Annotated in this window: 13 protein-coding genes and 1 pseudogene; 12 read left to right on the forward strand and 2 right to left on the reverse strand. The window is 62.3% G+C overall.

Annotation, left to right across the window (positions count from 1 at the left end; all coding sequences use genetic code 11):
* Nucleotides 1-27: 27 nt before the first annotated feature.
* Entirely contained in the window at nt 28-861 is an 834-nt protein-coding gene (locus tag AF337_RS10455; RefSeq protein WP_049732141.1) for an iron-siderophore ABC transporter substrate-binding protein, read from the forward strand.
* A complete protein-coding gene (gene fhuB, locus AF337_RS10460) occupies nt 858-2,825 on the forward strand; it encodes a Fe(3+)-hydroxamate ABC transporter permease FhuB (protein WP_049732142.1) in 1,968 nt (655 codons plus the stop codon). Before AF337_RS10455 ends, fhuB begins: the two co-directional genes overlap by 4 nt.
* Before the next feature lie 211 nt (nt 2,826-3,036).
* Here the strand turns inward: fhuB and AF337_RS45210 are convergent.
* Nucleotides 3,037-3,381, reverse strand: a pseudogene (locus AF337_RS45210) (siderophore-iron reductase FhuF); the annotation flags it as partial.
* 3 nt (nt 3,382-3,384) lie between these two features.
* The gene (locus AF337_RS10465; RefSeq protein ID WP_049732143.1) at nt 3,385-5,559 is read right to left on the reverse strand and encodes a TonB-dependent siderophore receptor; all 2,175 of its coding nucleotides are present in this window, start codon (nt 5,557-5,559) and stop codon (nt 3,385-3,387) included.
* A gap of 326 nt (nt 5,560-5,885) precedes the next feature.
* Between AF337_RS10465 and AF337_RS10470 the strand changes: the two genes are divergently transcribed.
* From AF337_RS10470 to AF337_RS10515, 10 genes are all read left to right on the forward strand, one after another.
* Nucleotides 5,886-6,629 (forward strand): FadR/GntR family transcriptional regulator, encoded by a 744-nt coding sequence (locus AF337_RS10470; RefSeq protein WP_049732144.1) that lies wholly within the window; start codon nt 5,886-5,888, stop codon nt 6,627-6,629.
* Nucleotides 6,613-8,211, forward strand: a complete 1,599-nt coding sequence (locus tag AF337_RS10475; protein WP_049732145.1) for an ABC transporter substrate-binding protein — start codon at nt 6,613-6,615, stop codon at nt 8,209-8,211. The genes AF337_RS10470 and AF337_RS10475 overlap by 17 nt, the downstream gene beginning before the upstream one ends.
* A gap of 82 nt (nt 8,212-8,293) precedes the next feature.
* Nucleotides 8,294-9,253 (forward strand): ABC transporter permease, encoded by a 960-nt coding sequence (locus AF337_RS10480; RefSeq protein ID WP_049732146.1) that lies wholly within the window; start codon nt 8,294-8,296, stop codon nt 9,251-9,253.
* A gap of 2 nt (nt 9,254-9,255) precedes the next feature.
* Complete coding sequence (locus AF337_RS10485; protein WP_049732147.1) at nt 9,256-10,134, forward strand: ABC transporter permease; 879 nt, start codon at nt 9,256-9,258, stop codon at nt 10,132-10,134.
* 18 nt (nt 10,135-10,152) lie between these two features.
* Complete coding sequence (locus AF337_RS10490) at nt 10,153-11,070, forward strand: dihydrodipicolinate synthase family protein (RefSeq protein WP_049732148.1); 918 nt, start codon at nt 10,153-10,155, stop codon at nt 11,068-11,070.
* Between the two features lie 8 nt (nt 11,071-11,078).
* Nucleotides 11,079-12,095: an ABC transporter ATP-binding protein gene (locus AF337_RS10495; RefSeq protein ID WP_049732149.1), complete on the forward strand. Its 1,017-nt coding sequence runs from the start codon at nt 11,079-11,081 to the stop codon at nt 12,093-12,095.
* A complete protein-coding gene (locus AF337_RS10500) occupies nt 12,096-13,049 on the forward strand; it encodes an ABC transporter ATP-binding protein (RefSeq protein ID WP_049732150.1) in 954 nt (317 codons plus the stop codon).
* 105 nt (nt 13,050-13,154) lie between these two features.
* Nucleotides 13,155-14,090 carry a dihydrodipicolinate synthase family protein gene (locus AF337_RS10505; protein WP_049732151.1) on the forward strand — a complete coding sequence of 312 codons (936 nt, stop codon included), beginning with the start codon at nt 13,155-13,157 and terminating at the stop codon, nt 14,088-14,090.
* A 176-nt stretch (nt 14,091-14,266) separates the two neighbouring features.
* Entirely contained in the window at nt 14,267-14,941 is a 675-nt protein-coding gene (locus AF337_RS10510; protein WP_049732152.1) for a L,D-transpeptidase, read from the forward strand.
* A 14-nt stretch (nt 14,942-14,955) separates the two neighbouring features.
* A complete protein-coding gene (locus AF337_RS10515) occupies nt 14,956-15,492 on the forward strand; it encodes an OmpA family protein (protein ID WP_049732153.1) in 537 nt (178 codons plus the stop codon).
* Nucleotides 15,493-15,575 lie beyond the last annotated feature (83 nt).

The following is a 15,575-nucleotide window of genomic DNA, read 5'->3' on the forward strand; positions in this document are numbered from 1 at the left end:
CGAGACTTTCTGCTTGGCGCGCTGGTAATGACCGGCGCACCCGCAACCGTGCGCGCCGGCGACGGCGGGGTGGTTTCGCTTGACTATGGACTGGCCTCGACGATGCTGGCGCTGGGCCAGACGCCGCGCGCCGTCGTTTCCCTGAGAAACTGGGGAGAATGGGTGGTCGAACCGACGATGCCGGCCGGCGTCGTCGATCTCGGCACCACATCGGAGATCAATCTCGAAGTCCTCACCAGCATTGGGCCGTCGCTCATTCTGAGCACCCCTTTCCTTGCGGCACTGGACGATAAACTGTCACGGATCGCGCCGGTGGAGCGGTTCACCATTTACGCCGAGCACAGCGAGGCGCTGACCTGTTCCTACGCCGAAACGCTGCGGCTCGGCACGATGATCGGACGGGCAGAGCAGGCAAAGGCTTTTCTGTCCCATGCCAATGCCACGTTCGATCGATTGCGCGAGCGGACAAAAAACCTGTCTGCGCCTCCGGTTGCCGTCATCAACTTTATCGACAACAGACATGCCCGCATCTACGGCGGCCCCGGGCTTTTCGGCGGCGCCATGAAGCGCATCGGCCTCGAGAATGCCTGGAAGGGCGAGACCAGCTACTGGGGATTTCAAACGATCGGCCTGGAACAGCTCGCCGAACTCGACGAAGAAGCGCATCTGATTGTCGTTTCGCCGCTGCTTCCACCCGACGTCCTGACGCAGCTTTCCGACAGCCCGCTCTGGACCAGCCTTCCCTTTGTCAGACAGCGGCGAATCTCGGTCATTCCGGGCGTTCTGATGTTCGGAATGGTGCAGGAGGCGCTGCGGTTTTCGACCCTGGTCGTCGATACGCTGGAGACTTCAGCCCGATGAAGGCCAGATTTTCGCACTTCGGGGCGCCCGCACTTGCGGGCCTCCTGCTCTTTTCCGGATTGGCCCTTGCCGTAAGGGAGGTTTGGGCGGCACTGCCCCATCTCGAGGCGGCCTCCGGCGGTTATGATGCCGAGCGCCTTCTCTTCCTCTATTCGACGCTGCCGCGCATGGCGACAGCGCTGATTGCCGGCGCAGCACTCGCACTCTCCGGCACGATCCTGCAACAGGTGCTGCGCAATCCGCTGGCCTCGCCGACGACGCTCGGCATTTCCACCGGTGCCAATCTGGCGCTGGTGTCCGTCATGCTCGCTGTTCCCTCACTCACGGGATGGGGCAGGGACGCGGTCGCGCTTGCCGGCAGTGCCGGTGCCGCCTTCGCCATCTTTTGGATCAGCGCCCGCCACGGTTTTTCGCCCTTTTCGCTTATCTTGTCAGGCATGATCGTCGGTCTCTGGTGCGGGGCGGCGGCGGCCATCCTGGTGCTGATGAACGATCAATATCTCTCGGGGATTTTCATCTGGGGCGCCGGGTCGCTGTCGCAGCAGAGCTGGGCGATCCCGGCGTCGCTGCTGCCGAAGGTGGCGCTGCTGGCGGCGCTTGCCCTTCTGGCCACAAGACCGCTGACGCTGAGCCAGATCGGTGATGCCGGCGCAACGAGCCTCGGCCTGCCGATCAAATGGGCCCGCGGTTTCATGCTGGCGATTGCCATCGCGCTCAGCGCCTTCGTCACCAGCGCCGTCGGCGTCATCGGCTTCATCGGGCTGGTCGCCCCGCAGATCGTGCGGCTCGCGGGCGCCAGGCGGATTCTCAGCCAGTTGATCTGGTCACCTATTGCAGGCGCCGGACTTCTGCTGCTGACGGATCAGGCGATCAAGCTTGTTGCTCCAGGCGATTTCGTCCCGACGGGAGCGGTGACGGCACTGCTCGGCGGCCCGATCCTGATCGCTCTTCTCCCACGTCTCGCCACCGCCTCGCGCGCGCTGCCCGGCGTGGCCTCACCCCAACATCTAATGAACAACAGAACGGCATCCTTCGCTGCGCTGCTCGTCCTGGTCATCGCATTGGCGACTGCCGCGATCTTCTTCGGCCGCGCACCCGACGGCGCCTGGGCCTGGCTGCCGGCCGCCTCATGGGACGAAATCCTTCCCCTCCGGCTGCCGCGGGTCGCCGCCGCATTCGGTGCCGGAACCGTGCTCGGCGTGACCGGGCTGATCCTGCAGCGGCTGACCGGAAACGAAATGGCTAGCCCCGAGGTGCTTGGAGTATCGGCAGGAGCAACGCTTGGCGTTGCGGCCGCCATGTTTGTCTTTGCGGCGCCCGGCCTGGCCGTCCAGCTTGGCTTTGCCGGCGGCGGCGCCCTTGCCGTGCTGACCCTGATCTTCCTCTTGAGCGCGCGTTCCGGCTTCGGCCCGAACCGTGTGCTGCTCGCCGGCATCGCCTTCGGTGCGATCCTCGACGCCGGGATCGGCGTCCTTGCCGCGAGCGGCGATCCGCGCGGCCTGGCGCTCATCCGCTGGATGGCGGGCTCTACCTATTTCGTCGACAATGCGGTGGCGGCAAGCGCCCTTCTGATTGCGCTCGGTTGCCTGGCCGCCGCCTTTCTCGCCAGCCGCTGGCTTGCCCTGCTGCAACTTGGACCCGAGACGGCAAGCGAACTCGGCCTCAGGATCGTTCCCGCACGCGTGGTGCTGTTCGGTCTCTCGGCGATCATGACGGCGGCGGCGACACTCGTCGTCGGCCCCTTGAGCTTCGTCGGCTTGATGGCGCCGCATCTTGCCCACGGGCTCGGTCTTCGCCGGCCCGCCGCCCAGCTCCTCGCTGCCGCCCTCATCGGGGCGGCTCTTCTCGTCATCGCCGACTGGACGGGGCGCATGATCGCTTTCCCCTACCAGATCCCCGCCGGATTGATCTCGGCTCTTGTGGGCGCCCCGATGCTGCTGATCGTTCTGCGCCGGCGGGCATGAAAGGTGATCGGTAATCGGCGTCTCAAGCGGGCTTATGTTCGGCCGCCTGACTCATGCCGATGACAGCCCCTCACCCCAACCCGACCGAGGTCGAGACCGGTGGCTCAACCCCGGTCGGTGGCGGCAGCCAAATGAGGGGCAGACCGAGGTCGGGAAGATCAATGGCGCCGTCCTTCAGCGGGCAGGCTTCGCCGCGGCCGCCGACGCCCGGCCTATCGATCTCCAACGGCAGCCCGATCCGGTGCATGAATATCTGCGGGCTGGGGCAATCGACAGGATGCTGAAATAATAGAGGGTCCACATCGAGACGACCGCACGGCGGTCGCTGCCTGGAAATTTTTGCGCATACCGGGCGATGAGCCCGTCAAAGAGTGCGGCGCCGCTGAGATCCCTGCAAGCAAGGACGATGCCCGTCTGCGGTGGGGCACCGAGCAGCTTGCCGCGGCCAATAGGAGAACGCGCCATCGCCCACCACGCCGTCAACGGCCTGGTGGGCGACAGGATGATTGGCAATCGAAGTCGGACGCTGAGACACCCTATTCGTCTTTGCCGCCATGCCCTACCACCGATACTTCAGCGTCCCGGTCATGTTGCGGCCCTGGCCGAGATAGCAGAAGCCTTCGTTGCAGACGGTGTCGCGCTCGTCGGCAATGTTGCGGATATTGAAGGCCGCCGTCAGGCCCTCATATTTCTTGTCGATCGCGCCGAAATCATAGGCGGCGGAAGCGTCGATGTAGAAGCTCGACGGGTTCTTCGACGTATTGGCTGTATCCGTCCAGTTCTCGCTGACATAACGGACACCAGCGCCGACCGACAGGCCGTTGAAGGGGTTGGTTTCCTGGAACGTGTAGTTGGCCCAGAGGCTGGCGACATGCGAGGGTGTCAAGGCTGGCGTATTGCCCTCGTTTTCGCCGCCTCCCGTCACCTCTGACTGGTTGTAAGTGTAGGCCGCAATAAGATCCCAGCCATCGGCTACCGCCGCGCGGGCTTCGAGTTCGACGCCCTTTCCGGTCACTTCACCGATCGATCCATAGGCAAACAGCAGCGGATCGACCAGCACCGGCTTGTTCTTTTCAACGATGTGATAGGCAACGGCCGACAGGAGGATATCGGAGCCCGGCGGCTGGTATTTCACGCCGACCTCGTACTGTTCACCCTCTGTCGGCGCCAGGATCTTGCCTGAGGTCGAACGGTTGGTCACCGGATCGAACGAGGTGGCATACGAGACAAAGGGAGCAATGCCGTTATCGAAGAGGTAGAGGGCACCGGCTTGCCAGGAGAAGGCGTTCTTGTCGACCTCCTCCGAGCTGACCGCGGGCAAAGTCGCATCGCGGGTCTGGTTCACCCAGGTCTGCCGGCCGCCGAGGTTGAACCGCCAATTCCCGGCCTCGATCTGGTCCAGCGCATAAATGCCGGCCTGCCGCATGTCGGCATCGGAAGCCAAGATACTATAGTCCGGCGTGGCGCCCGAGACACCATAGGTCGGATTGGCGATATCGAAGTCGAACGCCGGATCGGCAGCGCCGGCGCCGTAGCCAAAGCTCGATTGGAGATTGGTGTAGTCGAGCCCGAACAGCATCGTATGGGCAAACGGGCCTGTATCGAACTTCGCCTCGAGCTGATTGTCGACCTGGAAAACGTTCATTTCGTCGCGGATCGCATTCGTGCCACGATGCGCGACGGTCCCGGTCCAACCGGTAATGCCGAGATAGCGGGCCTCCAGATCGAGATGCGAATAACGCAGGTTCTGCCGGAAGGTCAGGCCGTTGTCGAATTCATGCTCGAACTGATAGCCGACCTGCTGCTGCTTGACCTTCTGGTGGTCGTAGTCGGGATCGCTCTCCCTGAGTTCGTGGAACTTGCCGTCCAGGGTCGTGATCGCGCCGACGTTGGAGTCGGTCTCGTCTGCCTGTGCCAGGCCGTACACCGTGAAAGTCGTGCCCTCGTCTGGCTTCCAGGTGAAGGACGGCGCCAGGAAATATCGGTCGTCGGCAATATCGAAATTGGAGTCGCCGCGGCGGGCGAGGCCGACGATGCGATAGAGGAAATCGTCGTTGTCTTCGCTGATCGGCCCGCCGAAATCGAACATCCCCTGCACCCGATCCTTGGTGCCGTAGGTAATGCCGACTTCGCGGATCGGCTCTTCGGTCGGAAGCTTCGATATTTTGTTGACGAGGCCGCCCGGCGATCCCGCACCGTAGAGAACGGAAACCGGTCCCTTGATCACCTCGACGCGCTGCAACTGATAGGGATCGGTGCGGAACATGCCGTAATTCATGTAGGGCTGGCGCAGGCTGTCACGAAAATCGCCGACCGTCGTGATGTTGAAGCCGCGAATGTAGATCTGGTCGAAGCGCGGATCGAAGCCGTTCGGCCCGGTCGTCACGCCAGCGGTATAGCGCACCGCTTCGATGACGCTCTGCGCGCCGCGTTGCTCGATTTCCTTCTCAGTGGTGACGGAGATCGAACGCGGCGTCTCGACGAGCGGCGTGCTGATCTTGGTCGCGCCCGCGCTGTTCTTGGCGGTAACGGACGTCCGGTCGGTCTTGCTATCAGAGGCTGCACCTTGAATGACGATCGGTTCCAGCGCCGTCGCGGTGTCACCTGTGGTCGCGCTCTGGGCGGCAGCCGGTAAGGCTGCAATGCCGGTCGCGATCAGAGCTGTCGTGGCAAACAGGCTATCCCTGTAAATTCTGGGTACAATATTAGAAACATTCAAAAAAATACGCGCCATTCTTGGTCCCTACCTTACGGATGCGGGCGGAACCTATGGAGCGAAGCAGGCGTTGTCAACATAAGATGATTATTTCAGTCACCTTTTAATGGATGAAATCCATAGCTTTCTCCACTCCCGAACAGGTTGTACGCGTCTCCGAGGCCCAGCCTTATGTTTCAACCGTACAAATCCAGACATCGAAGTGGAAACAGCTCTCGCATTCACGAGCGATGTCGCTGCAATGCCGGTGGCCGACGCCTCACCGTGATCCTGACCATTTGACAGATATCCTACAAGTATATATGTAACAGCTTCCTATCGGAGATGTGAGAAAGCGACCCGGCATGACATTGAAATCGATGAAGCCGCTGACGCGCGCACCGCTTTTGCATGTCTCCGTGCAGGAAAGTCTGCGCGCCTATATCGACGACAACGGCCTTGCGCCCGGAACCCTGCTTCCGGCGGAAGGAGAGCTTGCCGCCCAGCTCGGCGTCAGCCGCAATTCGCTGAGGGAGGGCATCAAGGCGCTGGAATCGCTCGGCGTGCTGGAGACACGGCGCGGCGTCGGCATTTTCGTGAAGGCCTTTTCCTTCGAGCCGCTTCTCGACAACCTCGCTTACGGCCTCGGGGGCGCCCTGCGGCAGATCGAGGAGGTTCTCGAAATCCGGCGCACGCTTGAGGTGGGATTGATCGGCAAGACGATCGATGTGATCGGCGAGGAGGACATCGCCGAACTGCGCGCCACTGTCGATCGAATGCGCGCCCATGCCGAGCGCGGTGAAACCTTTGCGACCGACGACCAGCTGTTCCACCGGCTGCTGTTTCGCTGCCAGGACAACGAAACGCTCGTGCGGCTGATCGATGTCTTCTGGCTCGCCTTCTACAAGGCGTCGGATTTCGTCAACCTCGAAAATACCGATCCGATGGCGACGTGGCGCGATCATGCCGCGATCGTCGATGCGATCGAGGCAAAGGATCTGGAGGAGGCGCGCCTGCGCCTGGATCGTCACTACGAGGGAATTGCCCGGGTGATTGCCAACAACAAGACAAGTTCAAACATGGGAGGAACGCATGAAAAGACTGTCTAGATTATCCGCTATCGCGCTTGGCGCCCTGCTGTCGACAACAGCCGTTCCGGCTCTTGTCGTGTCGGTCGCTGCGACCCAGGCTCAGGCAGCCACGCTGTCCGGCGGCTTCGATGTCGGCCCGGGAGGTTTCCAGGGCAACTTCAATCCGCTGGCGGCGACCGCCGGTTTCACCTGGCTCAGCATCTATTACGAGCCGCTGATCACCTATGACGAGAAGCTGCAGAAGGTCGTCGGCGCGCTGGCGAACGCCTACGAAGTCAGCCCGGATCAGATGATCTACACGTTCAAGCTCGCCGACGCCAAATGGCATGATGGCAAGCCCTTCACCGCCAAGGATGCGAAATTCACCATAGGCCTTGCGATGGATGCAAAAACCGGCTCGGTGCTCGCTGCCCGGCTGAAGGGCATATCGTCCGTCGAGACGCCCGACGATCATACCGTCGTCATCAAGCTTAGCGCACCCAGCAGCAGTTTTCTCGACACGATGACCAAGGTGATGATGCTGCCCGAGCATGCGCTCGCCTCGATACCGGCCGACCAGCTGGCAAAGAACACCTGGTGGTCGAGCGCGCCGATCGGCACCGGACCGTTCAAATTCACCAAATACGTTTCCGATCAATATGTCGAGCTTGCCGCCAACAGCGAATATCGCGGTGGCAAACCGGCACTGGAGCGCGTCATCAATCGCTATTTTGCCAATCCGGCCGCAGCGATCGCGGCGCTAAGATCCGGCGAGATCCAGTTCACCTATGTCGATTCCAACGATGTGCCGACCTTCAAGGACAACAAGGACTTCAAGGTCATCGAAGGCAACTCTTTCGTCGTCAACTATCTGGGCTTCAACCACGATTCCCCGATCTGGAAGGATGTCCGCGTCCGCCAGGCGGTGATGTATGCGATCAATCGCGATGCCATCATCCAGAGCCTCTATGGCGGCGCGGCCAAGCCGGCCAACTGCGCCTATGTCGCCGAACAGCTGATACCCCAGGGCATCGACACCTATGCCTACGATCCCGAGAAGGCCAAAAAGTTGCTGAAGGACGCCGGCTGGGACCAGATCAACGGCGGCAAGCCGATCACGCTTCTGACCTATTACACCACGCCGCTGGCCACCAACGTGCTTGCCGCCGTCCAGGCGATGCTTGCGCAGGTCGGCATCAACGTGGTTCCGCGCGCCGTCGATGCGCCGACCTATAACAGCATCGTGCTCAATGCGACGCCCGATATTGCCCAGTTCCAGATGGTTTACGCCGGGCTGCAGAATGGGCCGGATGCCGGAAGCATCAATGTCGGCCTCAACGAGAGGCAGATCCCTCCGGCCGGCCCGAACGTCGCCAGAGTTCGAATGCCCGATCTCACCAAGGCACTCGACAGCGCGCTTGCCGAGCCCGACAGCGCCAAACGGGATGCGGCCTACCAGGACGTCTGCAAGGTGATGAACACCAACCTGCCCTGGGCGACGCTCTGGGTGGCAAATCGCTACGGCATCGTCTCGACCAAGGCGAAGGATTTCGTCTGGACGCCGGCGCCGGGCGGCGGCCCCTACCAGGCCGACCCGCAGAAATGGTCGATCGCCGAATAGCGTTTTCCGCAAAGGCTCAAGGGTGGCTTCGGCCACCCTGACAGGACGGCCTGACAAGACGGCCCGACAAAACGGATTGACGATGCTCCGATACAGTCTTAGACGCCTGATCATAGGGGTAGGCATGCTCGTCGCCCTGAGTATGCTGATCTTCCTGCTGCTGCGCCTGACACCCGGCGATCCGATCGATGCCTATATCGATCCGAACCTGCCGATGTCGCCGTCGGATCTTGCCGATCTGCGTGGAAGACTCGGGCTCGACCAGCCCCTGCCCGTCCAATATCTGGGCTGGCTGCAGCAGGCGCTGGCGGGCAATCTCGGCTATTCGATCAAGCGTCTCGACCAGCCGGTTCTCGGTCTGGTGCTGTCGCGGATCGGGCCGACGGTGCTGTTGATGGGCACCGCCCTTGCCTTCGCCATCGTCGCCGGCATCGCCTGCGGGGTGATCGGCGCCGTCCGTCGCAATTCGCTTGCCGATCTCTCCTTGTCGGTGGTTGCGCTTGCCGGCATTTCGAGCCCGGCATTCCTCAGCGCCCTGATCGGCCTTTATATCTTCTCCGTCCGCCTGCACTGGATGCCGTCGGGCGGCATGCTGACGCCGGGCGAAGAATTCTCGCTCGGTGATCTCCTTCACCATCTGATCCTGCCGGCCGCCCTTCTGTCGGTCGCGCAAGCCGCATTGATCATGCGGTACATGCGCGCTTCGCTGCTCGAAGTCCTGAACCAGGATTACGTGCGCACGGCCCGCGCCAAGGGCGTGTTCGAGTTCTGGGTCATCGCCAAACATGCGTTGCGCAATGCGCTTCTTCCGATCGTCACCCTGATCGGCTCGACCATCGGGCTGGCGGTCGGCGGCGCCATCTTCATCGAGAGCGTCTTCAACTGGCCGGGCATGGGTCTCCTGCTCGTCGATGCCGTACAGACCCGCGACTACCCCGTCATCATGGGCGCGACGCTCGTCATCGGCACTTGCGTTATCATCGTCAATCTTCTGACCGATATCACCTATGCGGTCGTCGACCCGCGCATCAAGGTGGGCTGAGCATGCTGGCACGCTATCCCCAACGCCGCAGCCCGGGGCCGCTTGCCCGCGCCTTCAGCCGTTTCCTGCTCAACCGCGCAGCGGTTGCCGGCGTCTGCATGGCCGTTCCGATGCTGCTGCTGGTCCTCTCCTATCCGCTATGGTGGGCTTTCCAGCCGAATGACATCGATCTTCTGGCGATGAATAGCGGCCCGACGGCAACCCACTGGTTCGGAACCGACGGCGTCGGCCGCGATGTCTTTGCCCGCGTGCTCGAAGGCGGCCGCATTTCGCTGCTGGTCGCCATCGCATCGACCGCGCTTTCGGCGGTCGTCGGCTTTCTCTTCGGCGCCATCTCGGCGCTTGCAGGCCGGTGGGCGGACGCCGTCTCGATGCGCTTCGTCGATCTGGTGATGACCCTGCCGCCCGTCATCTTCCTGCTTGTGCTCGCCTCGATCGCCGGCACCGGCATCTGGCCGACGGTGCTGGTCATTTCGCTGCTCTCCTGGCCGCTGCTGGCGCGCATGGTCCGCTCCCGGCTGCTGGAATTGCGCGAGCGCGATTTCGTCATGGCCGCCCGCGGCATGGGCGCCGGCATCGGGCATCTGCTGTTCCGCCACGGCCTGCCGAATTCGATCGATATCCTCGTGGTCTACGCAACGCTGCAGATCGCCAATGCCATCCTGCTCGAGGCCGGCCTTTCTTTCCTCGGCCTCGGCATCGCACCGCCGGCGGCGAGCTGGGGCAACATGCTGAACGCGGCCCGCTCCACCGCCGTGCTCGAACAATATCCCTGGCAATGGCTCTTCCCCGGTGCGGCGCTGATCCTTGCCGTGCTTGCCATCAACTTCATCGGCGATGGCCTTAGAGATGCCTTCGACCCGCGTGCCGAACTGAACTGACAATCGAAAGAAGCGAAAATGACCAAATTCAAGGGTGTCGTCCCCCCCGTCGTAACGCCGCTCAATCCGGATCTCACCGTCGACTACCCCTCCTATACCCGCGTGCTGGAGCATCTGATCGATGCCGGCTGCCACGGCGTATTCGTGCTCGGCTCGACGAGCGAAGTCATCTTCCATGACGAAAAGACCCGCCGGGAAATCATCGAGCATTCGGCCAAGGTGGTGAACGGCCGGGTGCCGCTGATCGTCGGCGTCATCGATCCGACCACCGATCGGGTCATCGCCCATTCGAAGGTCGCAAAGGCTGCCGGCGCCGACGCTGTCGTCGTGACCGCTCCGTTCTATACGGTCACCAGCCAGTCCGAGATCCTCGATCATTTCCGTTATGTCAGAGATGCGGTGGACGTTCCGCTGATCGCCTACGACATTCCGGTCTGCGTTCACGTCAAGCTGCAGCGCCAGACCGTGGTCACGCTTGCCAGGGAAGGCGCCGTTATCGGCCTCAAGGATTCCAGCGGCGACGACGGCAACTTCCGCTATGCGCTCCTCGATCTCGCCGAGCACAAAGACGTCTTCCTGATGACCGGCTCCGAGATCGTCGTCGACACCGCCCTGCTGATGGGCGCCCACGGCGTCGTTCCCGGCATCGCCAATGTCGATCCGCACGGCTATATCAGGCTCTGGAATGCCGCCCAGCGCGGCGATTGGGCCGCAGCCAGGAAAGAGCAGGAGCGCCTCTGCCGTCTGTTCGAAATCGTTTGGGTTGCACAGGGCCGTGTCAGCGGCGGCGCAGCCGGCATCGGCGCCTTCAAGGCTGCCATGCAGAGCCTCGGCATCATCGACAGCGCCGTCATGCCGCGGCCGCGCGCCTCCCTCAACGATGCGGAAACCGCACGGATCGATGAGATTCTGCGCGCAACCGGCCTGTTGAACTGAGCCGGCCGATGGAACAGGCGGCCGAACCGGTACTCGACATCAGGGGATTGCGAACGATCTTCCGCATCCGCGGCGGCGAGATCGCAGCGGTCAACGATCTCGACCTGACCATCGCCGCCGGCGAGACGCTGGCGCTCGTCGGCGAATCCGGCTCCGGCAAGTCGGTCACCAGCCTGTCGGTCATGCGGCTGCTCACCCGCAACATCGGTGTGATCGCCGCCGGCAGCATCCGCCTGACGACGAGGAGCGGCGCGGTCCGGGATCTTGTTTCCCTGGATGAAGAGAGCATGCGCAGGATCAGGGGCGATGAGATCGGCATGGTGTTCCAGGAGCCGATGTCGAGCCTCAATCCCGTTTTCACGATCGGTGACCAGATCGCCGAGCCGATCCGCATCCATCGCGGCGCAAGCCGGAAGGCGGCAATGAACGCAGCCGTCACCCTGCTGGAAAGCGTCGGCATACCGGACGCCCGGCGCCGTGTTGACCAATATCCGCACGAATTGTCGGGCGGCATGCGCCAGCGCGCCACCATCGCCATGGCGCTTGCCTGCGATCCGGCGCTCCTGATCGCCGATGAGCCGACCACGGCGCTCGACGTGACGATCCAGGCGCAGATCCTCGATCTGCTGCTCAAGCTGCAGATCGAGCGCGGCATGGCCATGCTCTTCGTTACCCACAATCTCGGCGTGGTCGCCGAAATCGCCCATCGCGTCGCGGTGATGTATGCCGGAAGGATTGTCGAGCAAGGGCCGGTCGACGAGGTTTTCCGCAATCCGAAGCATCCCTACACGATGGGCCTTCTCGCCTCCATGCCGCGGCTTGGCGAGGCATCGCGGATGAAACAGGCAGGCGAAAAACTCTCTGCCATTCCCGGCATGGTTCCGAGCCTGATGAACATGCCGAGCGGCTGCGCCTTTTCCCCACGCTGCAAATTCGCCATCGACGCCTGCCGCGCCGCGATTCCGGCACTCGAACAGGTCAATCCGCAGCACCGCAGCCGCTGCATCAAATGGCAGGAGATCTAGATGAACGCGCCCCTGCTCTCCGTCCGCGACCTGTCGAAACATTATATTTCCCGCGGCGCGCGGCTGAACATTCTTGAGGGCATCTCCTTCGATATCGCCAAGGGGGAGGTCGTCGGGCTGGTCGGCGAATCCGGCAGCGGAAAGACCACGATCGGGCGTTCCGTCCTTCGGCTGGTCGAACCTTCCTCGGGCAGTGTCCGCTTCGACGGACAGGAACTCACCGGACTTTCCGCTTCGGCGCTGAGGCGGCAACGGCCACGCATGCAGTATATTTTCCAGGACCCCTTCGCCAGTCTGTCGCCGCGCATGACGATCGGCGAAATCCTGACGGAGGGCCTGAAGATCCAGGGGATCGGATCGGCACGCGACAGGCTTGAACGAGCGCAAGCCGCGTTGGCCCAGGTCGATCTGCCCACTGACACGATCAATCGCTACGCGCATGAATTTTCCGGCGGCCAGCGCCAGCGCATCGGCATCGCCCGGGCATTGACCTTGTCGCCGGAATTCATCGTTGCCGACGAGCCGGTCTCGGCCCTCGACGTGTCGATCCAGGCGCAGGTGATCAACCTGTTGCGCGAGCTGCAGCAGCAGCTTGGCCTTACCATGCTGTTCATCTCGCATGACCTCGCCGTCGTCGAATATATCTGCGACAGGGTGATCGTGCTCTATCTCGGCCGCATCATGGAAATCGCCGCGAGTGCCGATCTCTATGCGAGGCCGCAACATCCCTATACACGCGCGCTTCTCTCGGCGATTCCGTCGCCCGATCCGGATGCCCGCCGGAACCGGCAGATTTTGAAAGGCGATATTCCAAGCCCGGCCAATCCGCCGAGCGGATGCGTCTTTCGCACGCGCTGTCCGAATGCGCTCGAAGCCTGCGCCGGCGCTGTTCCGCAATTGCGGGAGATTGCGCCCGGCCATTTCAAGGCTTGCATTCGCGACGACCTCGACTGATCCGCCATCCAGAGCATGATGCCGAAAAGTGTGAGCGGTTTTCGGGCGACATCATGCTCTAACTCTTTAATTTAGAACAGGATTCAGATTTTAGAGGGAAAACAGATGAACGCGAAGACGTCGCACCCGGCCATCGGCGGAAACTGGGCGAGCCTGCTTCTGCCGATCGCAGCCGACGACAGCATCGAATTCGATAAGCTCGGCGAAGAGATCGACATCCTCATCGAGGCCGGCGTCGACGGCATCTATTCGAACGGCACCGCCGGCGAATTCCACAACCAGACGGAGGAGGAATTCGACAGGATTCAGGCGATGCTGGCCGAACGCTGCCAGGCTTCCTCCATGCCATTCGTGATCGGCGCCTGCCAGCCAGACCCGCGGATCATGCTCAATCGCGTCCGCCGCGCCGCCGCGCTCGATCCCCGCGCCATTCAGGTCATATTGCCGGACTGGTGGCCGCTCACCGATGCCGAAGCAGTCGACTTCCTGAAACGGGCGGCCGACGTCGCCTGCGGAATTCCACTCATCCTCTACAATCCCCCGCATGCAAAACGGGTGCTGTCGCCGAAGGCGCTGGGCATGCTCAGCGCGGCAGTGCCCGAGGTGATCGGCGTCAAGCTCGCCGACGGCGACGCCGCCTGGTATGCCGAAACACGCCGGCATCTGTTCGGAATTTCACTCTTCGTCCCCGGCCATCATCTGGCAACCGGCATCAAGCAAGGCGTCGCAGCAGGCTCCTTTTCCAATGTGGCCTGCCTTAGTCCGCGCGGTGCTCAGCTCTGGACGCTCTCGATGCGAAGCGATCTCGACGCCGCACTCGAGTTGGAACGACGCATCTGCGCGTTCATGGAAAGCCATATCGTCCCGTTTCGCCGGGAATTCGGCTATTCGAACGCCGCTCTCGACAAGCTTTTGAGCGCCATCGGCAATTGGGGACCCGTCGGCACGCGTTTGCGGTTTCCCTATCGTTCCATAGACATAGCGGAAGCGGTCAGGTTGCGTGGCATCGCACGCTCCGAACTTCCCGATCTTTTCCGCTGAGATTGCCTCGGGGTGAACGGCCGCCCTCCTTGGAGTAATGACCGGGGCAATACAGGCCCATAAGGACCGGCAACTCGACCCTGGCCTTGAGCGAAGAGAAGAATTTTCTGGTTGTCGCAAATGAAAAATCTGTTTTACTGATTTGCACTGCTGTGGCTTTAAGGGGGATATTGCCGATGGTGGGGACCCGCAGGGATATTTTGCTTGGTGGTTTGGCGTTACTTGGCGCCGGTGCAGTCGGCAGACCGGCGTTCGCCGCGGCGTCTTCCTATTTTGACGGCACCATCGTCGACAATGGCGTGACCTTCCGAAGGACCAACTTCGCCAAGATCGACAGACGGTGGCACCGCCAGGTCGTCAAATATTTCAGCAGCGAGCCGATCGGCACCGTCGTCGTCGATACCAGGCACCATTTTCTCTACGTGATCATGGAGAACAAGACCGCCATTCGCTACGGCGTCGGCGTCGGCCGCGAGGGGTTCAAATGGTTTGGCCGCGCCACGATCGACGCCAAATCGCTTTGGCCACAATGGACGCCGCCGCCGGAGATGCGCAAGCGCCATCCCGAACTGCCCGAATTCGTGGCGGGAGGCTCCCCGAAAAACCCGCTTGGACCCCGCGCCATGTACCTGCATCGCGACGGCGTCGACACCGGCTATCGCTTCCATGGCACGCTCGAACCCTGGAGTATCGGCAAGGATGCCTCCAGCGGCTGTATCCGCATGTTCAACGAAGACGCCATCGACCTTTACCAGCGTTGCCCGATCGGCACGGCCGTACAGGTTCTCCCGCATATTGCCGACCAGGCCGAAAGCACCACGCAGGTCAGCCAAACAACCCCGGTCGAATAAGGAATATCACTCTGATGTCTGCTATGACCGGATACACCAGCCGCCTTCTCGCCGCGGCCATGCTCCTGGCGCTTGCCGCCTGCTCCACCACGCAGATCGCCTCCCTGGAAGAACCGACTGCGGCGCCGATGACCGGCCAGACCAACGATCCTGCGCCCGGCTTCGAAAACGTCGCGGCGGGCAGCGAAGAGGATTTTATCCTCAATGTCGGCCGACGGATCTACTTCAAGCAGGACTCGGCCGCACTCGATTCCGTCGCCATGGCAACCTTGGACAACCAGGCCAATTGGCTCAACAGGAACCCGACCTGGCTGCTCAAGCTGCAGGGATTTGCCGACGATTCCGGTTCCGCGTCCAAAATGGAAACGCTGTCGCAGAAGCGCGCCGATGCGGCGATGGCCTATCTCGCCTCGAAGGGCGTGGACGCCAAGCGCATGTGGGCCAAGGGTTACGGCAACGATCGCGAAGTCCGCGACTGCACGGAGCGCTCCTGCAAGGTGCAGAACCGGCGCGTCGTCACCAATCTCCGCACTCAGCCCGACGCGGTCTGATCGCAGATCGAACCACGCGACCGTCTCTTAATGCATGTCGCCCGGAAGTGTGCAGCGGTTCCGGGATTACGACATGCATAAAT

Source organism: Rhizobium ecuadorense (assembly GCF_001187535.1).
Classification (GTDB): domain Bacteria; phylum Pseudomonadota; class Alphaproteobacteria; order Rhizobiales; family Rhizobiaceae; genus Rhizobium; species Rhizobium ecuadorense.

Coding starts and splice junctions, on each gene's coding strand:
- AF337_RS10455 (WP_049732141.1), top strand. CDS start 28: ATGACCGGCGCACCCGCAACCGTGCGCGCCGGCGACGGCGGGGTGGTT.
- fhuB (WP_049732142.1), top strand. CDS start 858: ATGAAGGCCAGATTTTCGCACTTCGGGGCGCCCGCACTTGCGGGCCTC.
- AF337_RS10465 (WP_049732143.1), bottom strand. CDS start 5,559: ATGGCGCGTATTTTTTTGAATGTTTCTAATATTGTACCCAGAATTTAC.
- AF337_RS10470 (WP_049732144.1), top strand. CDS start 5,886: ATGACATTGAAATCGATGAAGCCGCTGACGCGCGCACCGCTTTTGCAT.
- AF337_RS10475 (WP_049732145.1), top strand. CDS start 6,613: ATGAAAAGACTGTCTAGATTATCCGCTATCGCGCTTGGCGCCCTGCTG.
- AF337_RS10480 (WP_049732146.1), top strand. CDS start 8,294: ATGCTCCGATACAGTCTTAGACGCCTGATCATAGGGGTAGGCATGCTC.
- AF337_RS10485 (WP_049732147.1), top strand. CDS start 9,256: ATGCTGGCACGCTATCCCCAACGCCGCAGCCCGGGGCCGCTTGCCCGC.
- AF337_RS10490 (WP_049732148.1), top strand. CDS start 10,153: ATGACCAAATTCAAGGGTGTCGTCCCCCCCGTCGTAACGCCGCTCAAT.
- AF337_RS10495 (WP_049732149.1), top strand. CDS start 11,079: ATGGAACAGGCGGCCGAACCGGTACTCGACATCAGGGGATTGCGAACG.
- AF337_RS10500 (WP_049732150.1), top strand. CDS start 12,096: ATGAACGCGCCCCTGCTCTCCGTCCGCGACCTGTCGAAACATTATATT.
- AF337_RS10505 (WP_049732151.1), top strand. CDS start 13,155: ATGAACGCGAAGACGTCGCACCCGGCCATCGGCGGAAACTGGGCGAGC.
- AF337_RS10510 (WP_049732152.1), top strand. CDS start 14,267: ATGGTGGGGACCCGCAGGGATATTTTGCTTGGTGGTTTGGCGTTACTT.
- AF337_RS10515 (WP_049732153.1), top strand. CDS start 14,956: ATGTCTGCTATGACCGGATACACCAGCCGCCTTCTCGCCGCGGCCATG.